Here is a 16782-nt window from a genome sequence, read left to right on the forward strand (position 1 = left end):
CGCTCAGGGCCTGGGCGGCGTGTTGTAGCCGGCGTCGCCGTAGGGCTTCAGGCGCTCCAGCCACATCTCCTCCAGCACCTTCAACTCCTCCACGGGCGGAGGGCCGCCGGGCTCCTCGCGAGGTGGGAGCTTGTCCAGCACCTCGAAGGAGAAGGCCGCTTCGCCGTGGCGCTCCCAGTCCGCCTGCAACTCGGGGACGCGATGCATGCGCTGGGCGAACTCGAACCGGATACGGTTGAACATCGCGGTCAGGTTGAGGGCATGGCCCACGAACAGCTTGCCGTTGGCGTGGCAGCGGATGGCGTAGATGCCCATGGGCACCTCCGCTTCCTTGTACGCGCGCTTGCGTTCCGCGCGGGCCGCGCGCGAGTCGTCACCGGACGCCATGGTGACCTCCGAAGCCCAGCGAGACGAGCTTCGCCTCCAGCCGCTCCTTCGCGGCAAGGTCGCGCGGGCGCACCCAGTCGCGGCCCATCCGTTCCCAGTCCGCGTCGCGCGAGTCGATGCCCAGCGCCTGGAGGAAGTCGGCCTCGCAGATGAAGCACTGGTCGCGGAAGGGGAAGAGGAAGCCGCCCTGCGCGTCCAACGAACGCGAGGCCTCCTCGTAGGTGGAGAACCACCGGTTGAGGAACGGGCTCTGGCCCTTCTGGAAGAAGGCGCGCGTGTCCAGCGCCCGCGCACCGCCCGCCAGGGCCTGCTTCAGCTCCGTCCAGGTGGTGTGCCCCGCTTCGCGCGCGACGACGGCGAGCCCGTGCTTGTGCTGCACGGCGTCCCGGCGCGCGAGCACCTCGCCCAGGGACAGGGCCGCGAAGAAGGGCAGGGCGCGCATCCGTTCCGCGGCGCGCGTGGCGCGGGCGGTGTCGGACGAGTCCAGGTCCTTGAGGAGCAGGGACGCGCGGACCTTGTATTCATGAAGCGTGACGGGGAGGGTGCTGCCGGTTCCCATGACGAATCCTCCGGTGCTGGCCCTCACCCGTTGGGGGACCGTGGAAGGACTTCATCGGGGCTCTGGCGACAGCGGGTGAAGCGAGGGTGACGTCGTCTTTCCGGGCGGCGGGCACCCCTCGGCACCCGTGGGACGAATAGAGCAGACGCGTCCCACGGCCGTCAAACGCGGCCACGGGCGTGCGGCCAGGGGGCCGCGTGCCAGGTATGTTCTGGCGGTGATGTCCGAACGCGCACGAACAGCCCCTTCCGCGAACGAACTTGCTGCCTCCGAACAGGAGGCCGTGCGGATCCTGGAGGGCGGTGCGGAGATCATCTCCGGGGCGATGCGTCCCCATGCGGAGCTGGAGGCCATGCTGTCGGCCCGTGGCTGGAAGCGCCGCGTCCTGAATCAGTTGGAGCAGGTGTCCGCGTTCGTGGCTGGGTCCGAAGGGGCGCGGGAAGCACTGGCGCGTGTGCACCGCCGCGCGGCGGTGGAGGCGTGGACCGCGGACATGCCCGTCCTGCGGCAGGCACGGGCGCTGTCCACGCAGCGCGAGCGACTCACCCGGCTCGCGCGACAACGGTTGGACACGTTGACGGTCGCGCCTCCGGACGTGACCCTCGAGGAGGCGCTGACGCGGTTGGAGGCATTGCTTCGCCAGCCTGTCAGCCAGGCGCTGAAAGAGGGCGAGGTGCTCGTCTTCGAGTCCGACCACGGCCGTTCGAAGCAGCCGGGCCCAGGCGTGGGCGGCTCGAACGTGCCCACTCCCTATCTCCTGATGCTGCCGTTGGTCATCTTGACCTTCATCCTTCTCATGGCCTCTGGGGCCCGGGAGCTGGGGGCGGCCTTTCTGGGGCTCTTCATTGGAGGTTCCCTGCTGTGGCCCCTGCTGCGCTCCGGCAGGGTGCGGATCACCAGCGAGCGGCTCCTCTGGTCGCCCGTGTTCGGTGAGGCGCAAGCGGTGCGTCTGGACTCGATCGCGGATGACGGCGTCCACCTGGATCGGAGCCAGTTCGACCTGGAGGTGAAGGGCGACCGCCGGCTGCGCGCGCGCAGCGTTCCGAATCCCCTGAGACTGATGCTCACGCTGGAACTGCATCGTCAGCCGCCGCTCCTCGGCGCGGCGCGGTCGGGCGTTCAACTGGAGGACGTCGCCCTCTTCCCCGCGAAGATGGGGGACGCCGAGGGGGTCTGCGTCCTGCGTCCCCACGCGTTGGCGTTCATCCCCGACAGGCGCGGCCCTCAGGCGCTTCAGGCCGTCACCGGAAAGCCCACGTCGCTGAATGGGTTCGAGGCGGACTGGGTGTTGGAGGCGTTGCGCTGGCTGCCCGCGGCGGAGTTCGACGCCAGTGTCTCACGCGTGGTGAAGGCCACGGGGGGCCTTGCCTGGGCCGCGGGAGATGCGCATTTCGTTCCGGGCCTGCCGGTATGGCTGGCGATCCGGATCAGGCGCGGTGAGCAGGTGCTGCTCGGGCGGGCGGAGTGGCTCTATATCGCCGCCGCCGAGAGGCTTCTTCAGGGATGGCGCAAGCGCCCCGAGCTTCCGCCCCCAGCGTAGGGAGCGGTCGATGCGGGCACTTACGACTCGGACTGACCGCGGCGCAGGCCCAGGGCCTTCATTTTTTTATAGAAGTGACCCCGCTCCAGGTCGAGGATCCGAGCCGCCTCCGTCACGTTGTCATGCGTGTGGGCGAGCACTCGTTGAATGATCTCCCGCTCCGCGTCCTCCACCTGCTCGCGGAAGGTCTGATCCACGCGAGGCTTCCAACCCCCCGGGCTCGCGGTGGCGGGCTCGGGCGCGGCGAGCGCGGTGGGCGGGGGCGCCGCGACGGGAGGCACGTCACCGCCCACGGTGGGCTCGGGCATGGGGGGCAGGGGACGGCCCCGGGGCAAGAGCTCCAGCGCGTCCGTGCGCGAGACGACCGGCCCCTCGCAGAGGATGGCCAGCCGCTCCACCAGGTTGCGCAGCTCACGCACGTTGCCCGGGTAGTCATACGCGCTCATCACCGCGAGCGCGTCCGGCGACAGTGCCAGGGGCCGCCGCCCGTTCTTCGAGCACGCCTCGCGCAGGAAGGTGTCGATGAGGTCCGGCAGGTCCTCGCGGCGCTCACGCAGCGGCGGCGAGTGAATCTGCACGACGTTGATCCGGTAGTAGAGGTCCTCGCGGAAGCGCCCCGCGGCGATCTCCTTCTCCAGATTCTTGTTCGTCGCGGCGATGACGCGCACGTCCACCTTGAGCGTCTCCGCGCCGCCCACGCGCTCCAGTTCACCCTCCTGGAGCACGCGCAGCAGCTTGGACTGCATGGCGGCCGGCATGTCGCCAATCTCGTCCAGGAAGAGGGTGCCCTCGTGCGCCAGCTCGAACTTGCCGCGCCGCACGCTCACCGCGCCGGTGAAGGCGCCCTTCTCGTGGCCGAACAGCTCGCTCTCGATGAGGTCGTGCGGCACCGCGGCGCAGTTGAGCTTCACGAACGGCCCGCCCTTGCGCCGGGAGTTCTGATGCAGCGCCCGCGCGATGAGCTCCTTGCCGGTGCCGTTCTCCCCGGTGATCAGCACGCGCCCCTCGCTGGGCGCCGTGCGCTGGATGAGGGAGAAGATGCGCTGCATCGCGGGCCCGCCGCCCACCATGTCGAAGCGGCCCAGCTGCGCGCGCAGCTCCTCCAGCTCCTCCATCGCGGCCTGGTGCTTGAGCGCGTTGCGCAGCGCCACCAGCAGCCGGTCGCGCGCCAGCGGCTTCTCCAGGAAGTCGCGCGCCCCCAGCTGCGTCGCCTTCACCGCCGTGTCGATGGTGCCGTGGCCGGACATCATGATGACGGGCAGGTCCGGCTTGAGGGCCGTGAGCTTCGCCAGCACCGTGAGGCCGTCCATGTCCGGCATCTTCACGTCCATCAACACCGCGTCCACCGGCCGCGCGCTCACCACGTCCAGCGCTACCTGCCCGCTGCTGGCCAGCTCCGTGCGGTAGCCGGCCAGCTGCAACGACTGGCTCAGGGTGAGGAGGATGTTCTTTTCGTCATCAACGATGAGGACCGCAGCGGGCATGGGCAAACCGTTCACACTCTCACGGAAATAATCGGGGCATCAAGGGTCTCGTGTTGCCCCCAGGGCCGAGGAAAAGACAAATCTTTTGACTCTCCCCGGTGGGTCCGACTACACGCGAGAGCCTTGGCCCGCTCCCTGTGGGCCTCTCTTTTCCCGTGGTTGCTGTCGGAGGAATGATGCGTCGGATTTCGCTTTGGGCCGGGTTGGCCCTCGCCGTGGCCGTGCTGACCGGGTGCCCGCCCACCTACCCCAAGTGCAACAACGACGAGCAGTGCCAGGAGAAGGGCGAGGTCTGCGTCCAGGGCCAGTGCCAGGAGTGCGCGACGGACGCGAACTGCCGCGAAGGCTTCACCTGCCAGGCCAACAAGTGCGCGCCCAAGCCGCCCGAGTGCACCACGGACGCGGCCTGTGGCACCGGCCGCATCTGCGAGGCCGGCAAGTGCGCCGAGGCCCAGTGCAAGGACGACTCCGCGTGCAACGGTGGCAAGTGCCAGGCCGGCCGCTGCCAGGCGCCCCGCGACACCTGCACCGCCAGCACCGACTGCGGTGAGGGCCAGGAGTGCCAGTCCGGCAAGTGCGTGACGGCGGACGCCTCCTCGCGCTGCGACTACTCGGCGGTTCGCTTCGGCTTCAACGAGTCCACCCTGGACTCCAGCGCGCAGTCCCGCCTGGGCGACCTGGCGGCCTGCATCAAGGCCAGCCAGGGCAAGATCACCCTGGGCGGCCACGCGGACGAGCGCGGCACGGAGGAGTACAACCTCCAGCTGTCCAACCGCCGCGCCGCGGCCGTGAAGCGCTACCTGGTCGACCTGGGCGTGCCGTCCAACCGGCTGTCCACGGTGGGCTATGGTGAGACCCGCCCGGTGTCCAGCGCGGCCACCGAGGAAGGCTGGGCGGAGAACCGCCGCGTGGAGTTCCAGCGCTAGTTCTGGGGTAGGCTCTGGCGCGCATGGCCGCCCTAGAGTCGGAAACGCGTCAGTCCTACCTTGTCTTCGCGTGTGGAAGCAGTTGGTACGCGGTGCCTGCGGAAGCCGCGGCGGAGGTCGTTACCTTCCCCGAGCTGACGCGGGTACCGGGTTCCCCGCCCCACCTGCTGGGTGTGTTCGCGCACCGGGGTGAAGTCATCCCCGTCGTGGACATGAGCCTGCTGGTGGGCGGGGTTACCGCCGGGTCCCGCCGCGCCGTCCTGGTGCGGCTGTCCCGAGGCACCCTCGCCCTCACCGCCAGCAGCGTCGCCGGTGTGTCCGCGCTGATGGGACCGCTGGAGCCCCTGGGCCCCTCGGGCGTGCACGTCCACCTGCGCGGCCCCGTGAAGAGCGGCTCGCGCGACGTGGCCGTCATCGACCCGGAAGGCCTCTTCGACCACCTCAGCCAGGGCGGCTAGCCTCATGCTTCCCGCGGGCCGGGTCGAGGGGACGCTCCTGTGCCACGTGGGGCCGCACCGCATCGCCTTCGAGGCGGGCGAGGTGGCCTCCATCGCCGCGCCGGACGCGGGCACCGTGTCCGCCCACCGGGCCTTCCTGGGGGCCGGGGGCGCCCAGCGCGTGCTGGTGACGGCCACCGGAGGGACGGTGGGCGTGGACGGGCTGGAGATCGACTCGGAGGTGCTGTCCGTGCTGCCGCCCTCGCCGGTGGTGGCGGGGTCCTCCGGAGGCAGCCTGCGCGGCTTCGTCATCACGCGCGGGGTGCTCTGGCCGCTGTTGAGCCTGGACGCCTTCCAACGCTACCTGCGCGGGCTGGACGGGGAGGGCGCATGATGGCGCCGCTGGAAGTGCGCGCCCTGGGCCGCTGGACGACGCGGCCCCGCATCCCGGGCAGTTGCCTGGGCGTGGGCATCGCGTTCCTCCACATCCACCTGTCGCACACGCTGCCGGAGACCGGGCGCACGCCGCTGACGTGGCTGATGTTGGGCGCGCTCGTGCTCTTCATCAGCGTGGGGTACGCGCGCGACACGCGGGCCCTGCGCACGCTCTTCGCGCTGGGCGAGGGCCGGCTGCCCGCCACGTCCGAGCACCTGCTGGTGGCGGTCCAGGAGGTGGCGGCGATTCCTGGCCGCAGCTTCTGGTTCGTGATGCAGGGCTGGCTGGGCGGCACGCTGACGGTGGCCCTGGCCTTCCCCACCCTGGCGGACGTGCCGTGGACGGAGGGCGTGCGGGTGATGGTGCTGGGGCTGTCCATCGGGCCCCTGAGCGCCATGCTCACCTACCTGATGGTCGTGCGCCGCGCGCGGGCCACGTTGGACCGGCTGGTGTCGCTGGGGCCGGCGCCGCTGGAGGTGCTGGCCGCGCTGCCACCCCGGCGCATGCACATCCGCCGCAGGCTGGTGGTCTTCACCGCCATCGCGGTCCTGAGCCCGTCGCTCTTCATCCTGGACGTGGCCTTCACGCGCACGGTGACGGTGGTGGACGCGTGGACCCAGGCCACCACGCCGGAGGCGCGCATGGAGGTGATGGCGCGGGCGCGCGAAGGAGGCGGGCCGCCCCTGGGGCTCATCGCGGGGATCGTCACGCTGCTCATCCTGGGCACCGCGGCGCTCGCGGGCACGGCGCTGTCGGAGCCCCTGCGCGCCATCACCGAGGACGCGACGCGCATCGCTCGCGGCGAGGTGCGGCCCCCGCGCGTCATCCACGCGGAGGACGAGGTGTGGGCCACCTCCGCGGCCTTCACCCAGATGCAGGTGCAGCTGGTGCAGGCCCTGTCGCAGCTCAAGCGGGCGGGCATTCAAATCTCCTCCACCACCGAGCAGCTGGTGGCCACCAGCACGGAGCAGGAGGTGGGCGCGGACGAGCAGGCCGGGGCGCTCAACGCCACCAGCGCCACCACGGAGGAGCTGGCCCGGTCCGCGCAGCAGATCGCCGACAACGCGGAGTCCGTGTCCACCATCGCGGAGACGACCTTCGGCGCGGCGCAGTCCGGCCAGCGCGGCGCCACCGCCTTCCTGGGCGCCATGCAGCGCATGAAGGAGGACAACGAGGCCATCGCGGAGGCGGTCGTCCGCCTCAACAAGCGCGTGCAGCAGATTGGCAAGGTGGTGGAGTTCATCAACGAGATCGCCGACAAGTCGGACCTGCTGGCGCTCAACGCGGAGCTGGAGGGCACCAAGGCGGGCGAGGTAGGCCGGGGCTTCTCGCTGGTGGCGGCGGAGATGCGCCGGCTGGCGGAGAACGTCATCCGCTCCACGAAGGAGATCGAGGGCCTCATCGGGGAGATCCGCGACGCGACGAACGGCGCGGTGATGGCCACGGAGGCGGGCCTGAAGACGACGGAGCTGGGCACGCTGCTGGCGGCGCAGGTGGACGACAGCCTGGGCCTCATCCTGGAGCTGGCGCGGCAGACGTCGCACGCGGTGCGCAGCATCTCGCTGGCGACGCTGCAGCAGCAGACGGGCACGGATCAGCTCGCGGCGGCCATGGGGGACATCCTCCGCGTCACCGAGCAGAACGCCGCGGCCACCAAGCAGATGGTGGCGGCCAACGCGGACCTGTCCGCCCTGGCGGCGGACCTCCAGCACGTGGTGCGGCGCTTCCATGTCGAGCCGGCTGGTGGTGAATCCACCGGAGCTTCCGGCGGGGCTCCTGGCGTGCCGGGAGGCGGGTGACATGGACCACTCCTCGCGCTCGGACTCCCGGCGGGCCGCCTTCAGTCAGCAGCTGATGTTCCCCGTGCCGCTGGCGAACCTGGTGGGCTCCACGCTGGGGCTGCACTTCGCGTCGCTCGTGGTGGGCAGTCCGCTGTCCCAGAAGCTGGGGTCGCTCGTCGTCCTGGTGGTGGGCGTGAGCGCGCTGCACATGCTCCTGGGCGTGGGCGTGTCCCTGCGCCGCTTCCCCCGGCTGCGGGCCCTGGAGCGCGGAGTGCTGCCGCCCACGCCGGAGCACCTGGCGACGGCGGTGGGCGAGGTGGCGCGCGCGCCGGGTGAGGCGTTCTTCCGCTCGCTGGGATTGTGGGCGCTGACCAACGGCGTTGTGGCGATGGCGCTCTGGTCGGCCATGGACCTGCCTGGGCACGTGACCCTGCGGGTCGCGGGGCTGGGTGCGCTGTTCGGCCCGCTCTCGTCGCTGCTCGTGTATGGGCTCGTCACGTTGAGGGCGCGGCGCGGCGTGCTGTGGGTGGCGGAGCAGGGGCTGACGCACGCGCAGGTCATCGCCGCGCTGCCCCGGCGCTCGCGCATCCGCGCGCGGCTGGTGGCCTTCACCGCCATCTGCGTGGTGACGCCCGCGGTGATGTGCGCGCAGGTCGTCACGGCGCTGACGGACCGGCTCTTCAACCGGCTGGTGGACGGGGGCAGCCCGGCCGCGCAGGGCGTGCTGGTGGACGCGTTCACGTCCAGCGCGCTCCTGTGCGCGGTGGTGTTCGGCCTGGCGCTGGCCACGGCGTACCTGGGCGGAACGCTGCTGGGGCGGCCCATGCGGGAGCTGTCCGGCGAGGCGCGCCGCATCGCCGCGGGCGACCTGGCCAGTCCCCGGCTGGTGCCCGCGGAGGACGAGGTGTGGGCGGTGTCCGCGGCCTTCACCACGATGCGTACGCACCTGGCGGACGTGCTCGCGGAGCTTCAGCGCGCGGGCTCGCAGATTTCGGCCACCACGGAGGAGATCCTCAGCACCTCCGGGCGCTACGAGGCCGGCGCCGCGGAGCAGGCCAGCAGTCTGGATGAGACGAGCGCCACCACGGAGGAACTGGCGCGCTCGGCGAAGCAGATCGCGGACAACGCGAGCTCGGTGGCGGAGATCGCCCAGCGCACGTTGGCGGCGGCCCAGGGTGGGCAGCGCAGCGCGGAGTCCTTCCTGGGGGCCATGTCGCGCATGCGCCAGGACAACCACGCCATCGGCTCGGCGGTGGGGCGGCTGGACAAGCGCGTGCAGCAGATCGGGAAGATCGTCGAGTTCATCAACGGCGTCGCGGACAAGTCGGACCTGCTGGCGCTCAACGCGGAGCTGGAGGGCACCAAGGCGGGCGAGGTGGGGCGGGGCTTCTCGCTGGTGGCGGCGGAGATGCGCCGGCTGGCGGAGAACGTGCTGGAGTCCACGAAGGAGATTGAAGGGCTCATCGAGGAGGTTCGCGAGGCCTCCGCCGCCGCGGTGATGGTGACGGGCGGCGGCGTGCGCGCGGTGGAGACGGGGACGGGGCTGGCGGAGCAGGTGTCCGAGTCGCTTCGCCAGATTGTCGACCTGGCGGGGCGGACGTCGGACTCGGTGCGGATCATCTCCCGGTCCACGCAGCAGCAGCAGGCGGGCACGGATCAGCTCGCGGAGACGATGGCGGACATCCTGCGCATCACCCAGCAGAGCCTCAACGCGACGAAGCAGGTGGGCGCGGCGAACGGGGACCTCCTGGGGCTGGCGCAGGACCTGCGCGGCGTGGTGGAGCGCTTCCAGATCCACCAGGCGACCCTGCGCAAGGGGGGCGGCGGGTGAACCCCAGCGAACGGCTCCTCAAGCAGTTTCGCGACCTGGTCACGGTCCGTCTGGAGCGCATCAACCGCTCCCTGATGGAGCTGGAGTCCGGGGGCAACCTGGAGGCCGGGCAGCGGGTGCTGCGCGAGCTGCACGGGCTCAAGGGCGAGGCCCGGATGATGGGCTTCGGCGAAATCAACACGCTCGCGCACGAGATGGAGGAACTGGTCCGGTGCGCGGAGCCGCAGCGCTACCGGCTGTCGTCGGAGTCCACCGACGCGCTGCTCGCCACGGCGGACACGGTGCTCGCGCTGTCGGGTGCGCTCCAGGCGGGAGAGCCGCTGCTGGCGGTGGAGACGCTGGTGGCGACGCTGCAGCAGCGGGTCATCGTGGAGTCCGCACGTCCGGTAGAGGGTGGCCGGGCTTCGAAGTCAGAGGGCGCGTCGCACCTCATCGTGTCGGACCGCCGGGAACCGTCCGGGGCCGTGGTCGTGCCCGCGCACTGGGGAACGCCCGCGCCACGCCCGGACGCACTGGCGGGAGGCGCAGCGCCGGGAGCCGCCGCATCGCAGTTCCTCGCCACGGCCCTCCGGGCGGAGACGTCCGGGAGTCCGGCGGGAGCGCACGGGGAGGCGCCGGTCTCGGGCCACTCGCACCTCGTGGCCCCGGTGACGGGAAGCCCGGGAGGCGCGCACCTCGTGGCGCCCGCTCCCGGAAGCGTGGGGACGCACCTGGGCGGCGCCGCCAGCACTTCGGGGAGCGCGCACCTCGTCGGCCCCGCGACGGGCACGGCCTCGAATCCAGCCGTGTCGCCCGGCACGCGGATGGTCGACACCGCCCGTTCGCGCCCGCCCGCCGCGTCGAAGCACGGAACCGCCACGGTGCGCACCGGCGACGTCCGCATGGACACGGCCGTGCGCATCGGCGTGGCCAGCCTGGACATGCTCACCAGCGCGGTCACCAACCTGGGCCAGGTGGCCCGCCGCCGCGAACTGGCCACCGCTCGCCGCCTGGAGCTGGTGCGCGAATTGAGCGAGCTGGCCCGGTCCGCGGAGGACCTGGGTCCCGCGGGCATCGCGCTCGCGGAGCGCCTGGGCCGCGCCAAGGAGCTGGCCGCCACCCTGCACCGCGAGGCCAAGCTGCTCGCCAACGCGGAGCTGCGCGACCTGGATCAGGTGTCGGAGGAGATCCAGGGCCTGCGCATGCTGCCCCTCTCCGTCCTCTTCGAACCCTACCCCCGCATGGTCCGCGACCTGGCGCGGGAGCTGGGCAAGGAGGTGGAGCTCGTCGTGGACGGCGAGGACACCCGCGCGGACCGCTCCGTCGTGGAGGCCCTGCGCGAACCGCTCATGCACCTGGTCCGCAACGCGCTGGACCACGGCCTGGAGACGCGCGTGGACCGCGTCGCCTCCGGCAAGCACCCCCGGGGCTGCCTCACCCTGCGCGCCGCCCGCGAGGGCAGCCGCATCATCCTGCGCGTGGAGGACGACGGCGCGGGCATGGATCCCGCGCTCCTGCGGCGCGTGGCCGTGCGTCGGGGCGTGCTGGACGAGCCCGCCGCCAACGCCCTGTCCGACGCCGCCGCGCGCGACCTCGTCTTCCTGCCCGGCTTCACCTCGCGCGACGTGGTCACCGACCTGTCGGGTCGGGGCGTGGGGCTGGATGCAGTGCGTACGTCCCTCCAGGCCCTGGGCGGCGACGTGGGCGTGGAGTCCGCGCCCGGCTGGGGCACCATCTTCACCCTGCGCGTCCCGGTGTCCCTCACCGTGGCGCCCCTGCTCTTCGTCCAGGTCTTCGACGAGACGCTCGCCTTGAGCGCCGTCCACGTCTCCCGCGCCCTCAAGGTGGACGCCTCGGAGGTGGGAGAGGTCGCCGGCCGGCCCATCCTCCGGATGGAGGGACGCGTGCTGCCCTTCGCCTCGCTGGCGTCGCTCCTGGGGCTGGCCACCGAGCGCCCCGCCCGGGAGGGAGAGCTGGTGCTGGTGGTCAAGGGCCAGGGCATGGAGGCCGCACTGGCGGTGGACCGCGTGCTGGAGGAGCGCGTCCAGGCCATCCTCCCCTTGAAGGGCATCCTCGCGCGCTACCCGCACCTCACCGGGGCCACGTCGCTCGCGGACGGGAGGCTGGCCATGGTGCTGTCCGCGGCGGCGTTGGCGGCGGCCGTGCATGGCACCGCGCCCCTGAAGCTCGCCCGGCCCCCGGTACGCGCGCCCTCGCCTCGCCGCCGGCGCATCCTGGTGGTGGACGACTCGCCCCTCACCCGGGAGCTGGTGGCCAACCTGCTGGAGGCGGTGGGGTACGACACCCTCCGGGCAGCGGACGGCCCCTCGGCGCTGGAGCAGCTGGGGCAGGAGGGGCCTCCGGTGGAGCTGGTCGTCACCGACCTGGAGATGCCGGAGATGGACGGCGTGGAGCTCACCCGGCGCCTGAAGACGGACCTGGCCCGGCGCGGGCTGCCCGTCGTCATCCTCACCACCCGGGGAGGGGAGGCGGACCGGGCGCGTGGGTTGGCGGCCGGGGCGGACGGCTACATCACCAAGGGCGACCTCGTCCGCCAGGACCTGGTGGACGTCGTGGGGCGGCTCCTGGCCTGAAGTCCTCAGAGGCTCGGAAGATGCTCGGAGCGGCTCGGAGCCGCCCGGAGAGCCGCCGGGAGAAGCCCGGGGGCCCATCGCATTGCTATACTCCCGCGGCGCGTACGGGGTATTGAACGGACATGGGCAAGAAAGTGACGGTGCTGGTGGTGGATGACTCGGTCATCTGCCGTCAGCTCATCAGCGCGGCGTTGAGCGACGACCCGGACATCCAGGTCGTTGGCACCGCCGCGAACGGCCAGGAGGCCGTTGCCCTCACGAAGGAGCTGCGCCCCCACGTCATCACCATGGACGTGGACATGCCCGTCATGGACGGGCTCACGGCCGTGGAGCACATCATGGCCGAGTGCCCCACGCCCATCCTGGTGCTGACGGGTGATCCGCGCTCGCAGGCCCCCGCGCTGACGTACCGCGCGCTGGAGCTGGGCGCGCTGGCACTGCAGATCAAGCCTTCCATCGACGCGGTGCCGGAAGCGTGGAACCTCACCAAGGAGGTGAAGCTCATCTCCTCCGTGCGCGTCATCCGCCATGTGCGCGGCCAGAAGCGCGGCCCGCCGGGGACGCCGCACACTCCGGTCGCGGTGCTGCCCGCGGCCTCCATGGGCATCGTCGCGGTGGCCGCCAGCACGGGCGGCCCGCAGGTGCTCTACCGGATGCTGTCGGAGCTGCCGGCGGACTTCCCGGCGCCCATCGTCATCGTCCAGCACATCAACGCCGCCTTCTCGGAGTCCCTGGCCAGCTGGCTCGCCAACGCGAGCAAGCTCAAGGTCCGGCTGGCGGTGGACGGGGACACGCTGCAGCCGGGGCTGGTGCTGGTGGCGCCGCCGGATCAGCACATGGTGGTGCCCGTGCGAGGCCGCGTGGCGCTCAAGCCCGGCGTGGAGCGCGACGGGCACATGCCCAGCGGGACCGTGCTGTTGGAGAGCGTGGCCAAGGTCTACGCCCGGCGCGCGGTGGGCGTGGTGCTCACCGGCATGGGCGCGGACGGAGCGGACGGGCTCCTGGCCATCAAGCAGGGCGGTGGGCTGGCGCTGGCGCAGAACGAGGAGTCCTGCGTGGTGTTCGGCATGCCGGGCGCGGCAGTGGAGCGCAAGGCGGTGGACCACCTCATCCACGGCGATGACGTCGCGGCCACCCTGGCGCGCCTGGCGCGCGGAGAGTCGCTGGCCGCAAGCCGCTGACCTCGCGCGCCATGACGTCCTCCTCCGAGCGCTGGACTCCCGTCCACGCCTGGCTCCAGGCCCATACGGGCATGGCGCTGAGCGGGGCCCAGCAGCGGCGGCTGGACGCGCGGCTGGACTCGCTGGGACATGGGCAGAGCGCGACGCGACTGGTGGCGCACCTGCGCACTCCCACGGGCGCGGCGGACCTGGCGCGGCTGGTGGACGCGGTGGCGGTGCACACTTCGGAGGTGTTCCGGGACGAGGTGCAGCTGTCCGCCTTCCGCGAGCACGTGCTGTCGCCCCGGGTGCAGCGCTCCAAGACGCCGCTGCACGTGTGGAGCGCGGGCTGCGCGGCGGGCGAGGAGGTCGCCACGCTGCTCCTCCTGATGGCGCAGGAGGGAGCGGATCCCTCCAGCCGCGTGCTGGGCACGGACATCTCCGAACAGGTGCTGACCCGTGCGCGGGAATTGAGCTTCCTCGCGGATGCGCTCCGGCGCGTGCCGGAAGCCTCGCGCTCCCGCTACTTCGAGCCGAAGGGCCGGCGCCACGCGCTGGTGGCGTCGCTGCGCACGCAGGCGGAGTTCCGGCGCCACAACCTGATGGAGGCTCCGTATCCGGAGGCTCTGGGGGGCGGCGGGTTCGACATCATCTTCTGCCGCAACGTCCTCATCTACTTCACCCCGGAGGCCTTCCAGCGCACGGTGCGGAGCCTGAGCGAGCGGCTCGCGCCCGGCGGAGTGCTGGTGCTGTCCGCCGCGGAGCCCCTGCTCCAGGTCCCCCCGGAGCTGAGGCTGTTGCCCAGTGAGCACGCGTTCTTCTACGTGCGCGAGGACGCGGCGCCCGTGGAGCCTGCCCGGCCGAAGCGGGACTCCGGCCGGTTCCCGAGCATCGCCACCGGGCCCGCCGCGCCGAAGCCGGAAGCTCCGGTGGTTCCGGACGATGCAGCGATGGCGCAGGCGGACTGGCTCTTCTCGTGCGTGCTGGACGGGGCCTCCACGGGCGTCCCGGACGAGAAGTCCGAGCGCGACCTGCGCCGGTGCCTGGACCTGGATCCGGACCACGTCGCCGCCCGCTACCTGCTGGGGCTCCTCTTGGAGCAGTGCGGCCAGCCCGGCGCCGCCCTGGAGGCCTACCGCCGGGCCCTGCGGGCGGTGGAGTCCGGGCGGGCGCGGCCGGTGCCCTTCTTCCTCAACCTGCCCCGGCTCCGGGTGGCCTGCGCCCGGGCGGTGGAGCGGCTGGAGGCGGAAGGGGCGCGCTGAAGGGCAGGGGGGCGGCCGGGCGCGATGGAAACAGAAGCGGCGCGCGGGGCGCTTTGGACCTAGGATGCGCGGCCCATGCGCAGGCTCGTGCTCTTCGCCCTGTTGACCGCCGCCGTTCCCGGCTGTTTCTACCCCGCCGACCGCGGCCGTGCCCTGGAAGCCAAGGTGGACCGGCTGGGCGCGGACAACGCCAGGCTGGCCACGGAGCTGAAGGAGGCGCGCGACCAGCTCGCCGTCACCCAGCCGAAGCTCGACGAGAAGATCGCCCAGGTGACGCAAGCCCTGCAGAGCCTGGACACCGCCGCGCGCCGCAAGGACGCGGACATCGGCGTGCAGTTCCAGAAGACGGTGGAGGACCTGGCGCAGCTGCGCGGCCAGGTGGAGACGTACCTCTACAAGATTGGTGAGCTGGAGGCCGCGCTCGGCAAGAGCACGGAGGAGACCAACCAGCGGTTGCTTGCGCTCCAGGGCACGGAGGCGGTGAAGGAGGCCGAGGCCAAGAGGAAGGCCGAGGAGCTCCAGCGCCCCACGACCGCGAAGGACTTCATCGCGCTCGCGCATGACAAGGCGAAGGCCGGCGACACGCTGATCGCGCGCCAGCTCTACAACGAGTTCGTGAAGAAGTGGCCCAAGGACGCGCTCGTGGGCGAGGCCCACTTCGGTCTGGGAGAGACGTACTTCACCGAGTCCAAGTGCCGCGAGGCCCTCTTCGAGTACGGCAAGGTGGTGCAGGACCACACGAAGACGCCGTCCGCCCCGGACGCGTACCTGCGCTCCTCCGACTGCTTCCTGAAGCTGAAGATGAAGGAGGAGTCGAAGCTGGCGCTGGAGGAGCTGGTGAAGAGCTACCCCAAGTCGGACGCGGCCAAGACGGCGAAGACGAAGCTGGCGGAGCTGGACAAGAAGCCCGCGCCTGCCCCCGCGCCGAAGAAGGCGAAGAAGTGATGAGCCCCCGTGCCCCCCGGCTCGCCGCCCTGGCGCTCCTGTTGCTCCTGCCGCTGGTGGCGGGGGCCGCGCCGAAGAAGCTCGTGCTGCTCTTCACCGGAGACAACGGGGGCGAAATCGCCCCCTGTGGTTGACGACACAACCCGTCTGGCGGTCTGGCCAGACGAAAGACGGTCCTGACGGAGGAGCGCGCGAAGGGCGTGCCGGTGCTCGCACTGGACGCGGGCAACGCGCTCTTCAAGACCCTGGCGGATGGCCAGGAGGCGAAGCCTCGCGCGGAGCTGCTCCTGGAGCAGCTGGACGCGCAGGGCTACGCGGCCATGGCCGTGGGCCAGCGCGACCTCGTGCTGGGCGTGGACTTCCTGAAGAAGAAGACGAAGGGCGCGAAGCTGAAGCTCGTGTCCGCGAACCTCGTGGACGCGAAGGGACAGCTGCTCTTCCCCGCGTCGGTGGTGACGACGGTGGGCGGGCTGAAGGTGGGCATCATCGGCGTGTCGCCGGCGTCCGCGGACCCCAAGGCTCCGGCCGGCGGCTCCGAGGGCACGGCCTTCCTGCCCGAGGGTGTCCGGGGCCTGCCGGTGGGCCCGGCGGTGACCTCCGAGGTGAAGCGCCTGCGCCAGAAGGAGCAGGTGTCGCTGGTGGTGTTGCTCGCGGCGGTGCCCTACGCGGAGGCCGTGAAGCTGGCCCAGGGCGCAGAGGGCGTGGACTTCGTGCTGCAGTCGCACGACGGCCGGGGAGTGGGCATGGCGCAGCGCCAGGGCGTGTCCACGCTGGTACCGCCGGGAGAGCGGGGCCGCCAGGTCGCGAAGCTGGAGCTGTCCGTGGAGGGCGCCGGTCCCTTCGCGGACCTGTCCGAGGCGAACCGCGCCCGGGAGAGCCAGCGCATGGTGGAGGCGAACATCGCGCGGGTGCGGGAGCGCCTGAAGGCGGAGAAGAACGAGGACGCGCGCCGCTCGCTCCAGGAGACGCTGACCTCCTTCGAAGCGCGTCGTGACGCCCTGGCCCGCACGGCGGCGGCGCAGGGCCCGACGACGGGGCGCACGTACTTGCTGACGCACCTGCAGCTGGGGGCGGACGTGGCGTCGGATGCCGCCGTCCAGAAGCAGGTGGAGCGCGTCGAGCCGCCCGGCTCCGCGGGTCACTGAGCTTCCTTGCTCGCGGCCAACCCCGTCCATCCTGGGACGGGGCTGAAACACCTGTTTCATCCCCTGTCGCGAGATGTGCCACGCCCGTTCCAGCCCTGCTGGAGAGCAGGCGGGCCCGGGGGCGTGGAACGCATGGCAGGTCGCTCTTCGACCGAATAATGTGATCAACAGGTTTCTGGCCTCCCCCACGCTGCTCTCGCGACGAGTGGCAGGCCGCGCGTGATCGACATTTGCCGGCACTGACCCGAGGGCCCTGCGTCCAGATTTCCGGGCGTCCCTCCGGGCCGTGTCGCGTCCAGAGTTCGGAGTCATTTCG

Annotated in this window: 15 protein-coding genes; 12 read left to right on the plus strand and 3 right to left on the minus strand. The window is 71.7% G+C overall.

From position 1 onward, the window contains the following. Nucleotides 1-3: 3 nt before the first annotated feature. Both D7X99_RS19990 and D7X99_RS19995 read right to left on the minus strand, forming a co-directional pair. On the minus strand, nt 4-387 hold the full coding sequence (locus tag D7X99_RS19990; protein ID WP_121779171.1) for a GIY-YIG nuclease family protein: 384 nt from the start codon (nt 385-387) through the stop codon (nt 4-6). Further along, a complete protein-coding gene (locus D7X99_RS19995) occupies nt 374-946 on the minus strand; it encodes a hypothetical protein (protein ID WP_121779172.1) in 573 nt (190 codons plus the stop codon). Before D7X99_RS19995 ends, D7X99_RS19990 begins: the two co-directional genes overlap by 14 nt. A 283-nt stretch (nt 947-1229) precedes the next feature. On the opposite strand from D7X99_RS19995, the gene D7X99_RS20000 reads away from it, so the two are divergent. Next, nucleotides 1230-2486: a hypothetical protein gene (locus D7X99_RS20000; RefSeq protein ID WP_121779173.1), complete on the plus strand. Its 1257-nt coding sequence runs from the start codon at nt 1230-1232 to the stop codon at nt 2484-2486. A 20-nt stretch (nt 2487-2506) separates the two neighbouring features. On the opposite strand, the gene D7X99_RS20005 is transcribed toward D7X99_RS20000, so the two are convergent. Next, nucleotides 2507-3970 carry a sigma-54 dependent transcriptional regulator gene (locus D7X99_RS20005; RefSeq protein ID WP_121779174.1) on the minus strand — a complete coding sequence of 488 codons (1464 nt, stop codon included), beginning with the start codon at nt 3968-3970 and terminating at the stop codon, nt 2507-2509. 176 nt (nt 3971-4146) lie between these two features. Between D7X99_RS20005 and D7X99_RS20010 the strand changes: the two genes are divergently transcribed. The 11 genes from D7X99_RS20010 (at nt 4147) to D7X99_RS20055 (ending at nt 16466) form a co-directional block, all read left to right on the plus strand. Further along, nucleotides 4147-4896, plus strand: coding sequence for an OmpA family protein (locus D7X99_RS20010; RefSeq protein ID WP_120576045.1), 750 nt, complete (start codon nt 4147-4149; stop codon nt 4894-4896). Between the two features lie 23 nt (nt 4897-4919). Next, nucleotides 4920-5354, plus strand: coding sequence for a chemotaxis protein CheW (locus D7X99_RS20015; RefSeq protein WP_120599992.1), 435 nt, complete (start codon nt 4920-4922; stop codon nt 5352-5354). Nucleotides 5355-5358: 4 nt separating this feature from the next. Continuing rightward, nucleotides 5359-5727 (plus strand): protein CrdC, encoded by a 369-nt coding sequence (locus D7X99_RS20020; RefSeq protein WP_120563960.1) that lies wholly within the window; start codon nt 5359-5361, stop codon nt 5725-5727. Beyond that, nucleotides 5724-7568, plus strand: a complete 1845-nt coding sequence (locus D7X99_RS20025) for a methyl-accepting chemotaxis protein (protein WP_121779175.1) — start codon at nt 5724-5726, stop codon at nt 7566-7568. Before D7X99_RS20020 ends, D7X99_RS20025 begins: the two co-directional genes overlap by 4 nt. Beyond that, complete coding sequence (locus D7X99_RS20030; protein WP_233613548.1) at nt 7498-9381, plus strand: methyl-accepting chemotaxis protein; 1884 nt, start codon at nt 7498-7500, stop codon at nt 9379-9381. Before D7X99_RS20025 ends, D7X99_RS20030 begins: the two co-directional genes overlap by 71 nt. Continuing rightward, on the plus strand, nt 9378-11954 hold the full coding sequence (locus D7X99_RS20035) for a response regulator (protein WP_121779176.1): 2577 nt from the start codon (nt 9378-9380) through the stop codon (nt 11952-11954). The genes D7X99_RS20030 and D7X99_RS20035 overlap by 4 nt, the downstream gene beginning before the upstream one ends. 122 nt (nt 11955-12076) lie before the next feature. Then, on the plus strand, nt 12077-13135 hold the full coding sequence (gene cheB, locus D7X99_RS20040) for a chemotaxis-specific protein-glutamate methyltransferase CheB (RefSeq protein WP_120595508.1): 1059 nt from the start codon (nt 12077-12079) through the stop codon (nt 13133-13135). A gap of 11 nt (nt 13136-13146) precedes the next feature. Then, nucleotides 13147-14376 (plus strand): protein-glutamate O-methyltransferase CheR, encoded by a 1230-nt coding sequence (locus tag D7X99_RS20045; RefSeq protein WP_121779177.1) that lies wholly within the window; start codon nt 13147-13149, stop codon nt 14374-14376. 75 nt (nt 14377-14451) lie between these two features. Continuing rightward, nucleotides 14452-15321 (plus strand): tetratricopeptide repeat protein, encoded by an 870-nt coding sequence (locus D7X99_RS20050; RefSeq protein ID WP_121779178.1) that lies wholly within the window; start codon nt 14452-14454, stop codon nt 15319-15321. After that, a complete protein-coding gene (locus D7X99_RS44300; RefSeq protein ID WP_255429453.1) occupies nt 15321-15455 on the plus strand; it encodes a hypothetical protein in 135 nt (44 codons plus the stop codon). The genes D7X99_RS20050 and D7X99_RS44300 overlap by 1 nt, the downstream gene beginning before the upstream one ends. 66 nt (nt 15456-15521) lie before the next feature. Next, nucleotides 15522-16466, plus strand: a complete 945-nt coding sequence (locus D7X99_RS20055) for a 5'-nucleotidase (protein WP_169830730.1) — start codon at nt 15522-15524, stop codon at nt 16464-16466. Nucleotides 16467-16782 lie beyond the last annotated feature (316 nt).

Origin of the sequence: Corallococcus sp. AB032C, from assembly GCF_003668935.1 — a bacterium.
GTDB classification, from domain to species: domain Bacteria; phylum Myxococcota; class Myxococcia; order Myxococcales; family Myxococcaceae; genus Corallococcus; species Corallococcus exiguus.

Bases quoted from the DNA above. Each gene is read 5' to 3' on its own strand.
- D7X99_RS20025 (WP_121779175.1), top strand. From the start codon at position 5,724: ATGATGGCGCCGCTGGAAGTGCGCGCCCTGGGCCGCTGGACGACGCGG.
- D7X99_RS20030 (WP_233613548.1), top strand. From the start codon at position 7,498: ATGTCGAGCCGGCTGGTGGTGAATCCACCGGAGCTTCCGGCGGGGCTC.
- D7X99_RS20020 (WP_120563960.1), top strand. From the start codon at position 5,359: ATGCTTCCCGCGGGCCGGGTCGAGGGGACGCTCCTGTGCCACGTGGGG.
- D7X99_RS20005 (WP_121779174.1), bottom strand. From the start codon at position 3,970: ATGCCCGCTGCGGTCCTCATCGTTGATGACGAAAAGAACATCCTCCTC.
- D7X99_RS20010 (WP_120576045.1), top strand. From the start codon at position 4,147: ATGCGTCGGATTTCGCTTTGGGCCGGGTTGGCCCTCGCCGTGGCCGTG.
- D7X99_RS20050 (WP_121779178.1), top strand. From the start codon at position 14,452: ATGCGCAGGCTCGTGCTCTTCGCCCTGTTGACCGCCGCCGTTCCCGGC.
- cheB (WP_120595508.1), top strand. From the start codon at position 12,077: ATGGGCAAGAAAGTGACGGTGCTGGTGGTGGATGACTCGGTCATCTGC.
- D7X99_RS19990 (WP_121779171.1), bottom strand. From the start codon at position 387: ATGGCGTCCGGTGACGACTCGCGCGCGGCCCGCGCGGAACGCAAGCGC.
- D7X99_RS44300 (WP_255429453.1), top strand. From the start codon at position 15,321: ATGAGCCCCCGTGCCCCCCGGCTCGCCGCCCTGGCGCTCCTGTTGCTC.
- D7X99_RS20045 (WP_121779177.1), top strand. From the start codon at position 13,147: ATGACGTCCTCCTCCGAGCGCTGGACTCCCGTCCACGCCTGGCTCCAG.
- D7X99_RS20015 (WP_120599992.1), top strand. From the start codon at position 4,920: ATGGCCGCCCTAGAGTCGGAAACGCGTCAGTCCTACCTTGTCTTCGCG.
- D7X99_RS19995 (WP_121779172.1), bottom strand. From the start codon at position 946: ATGGGAACCGGCAGCACCCTCCCCGTCACGCTTCATGAATACAAGGTC.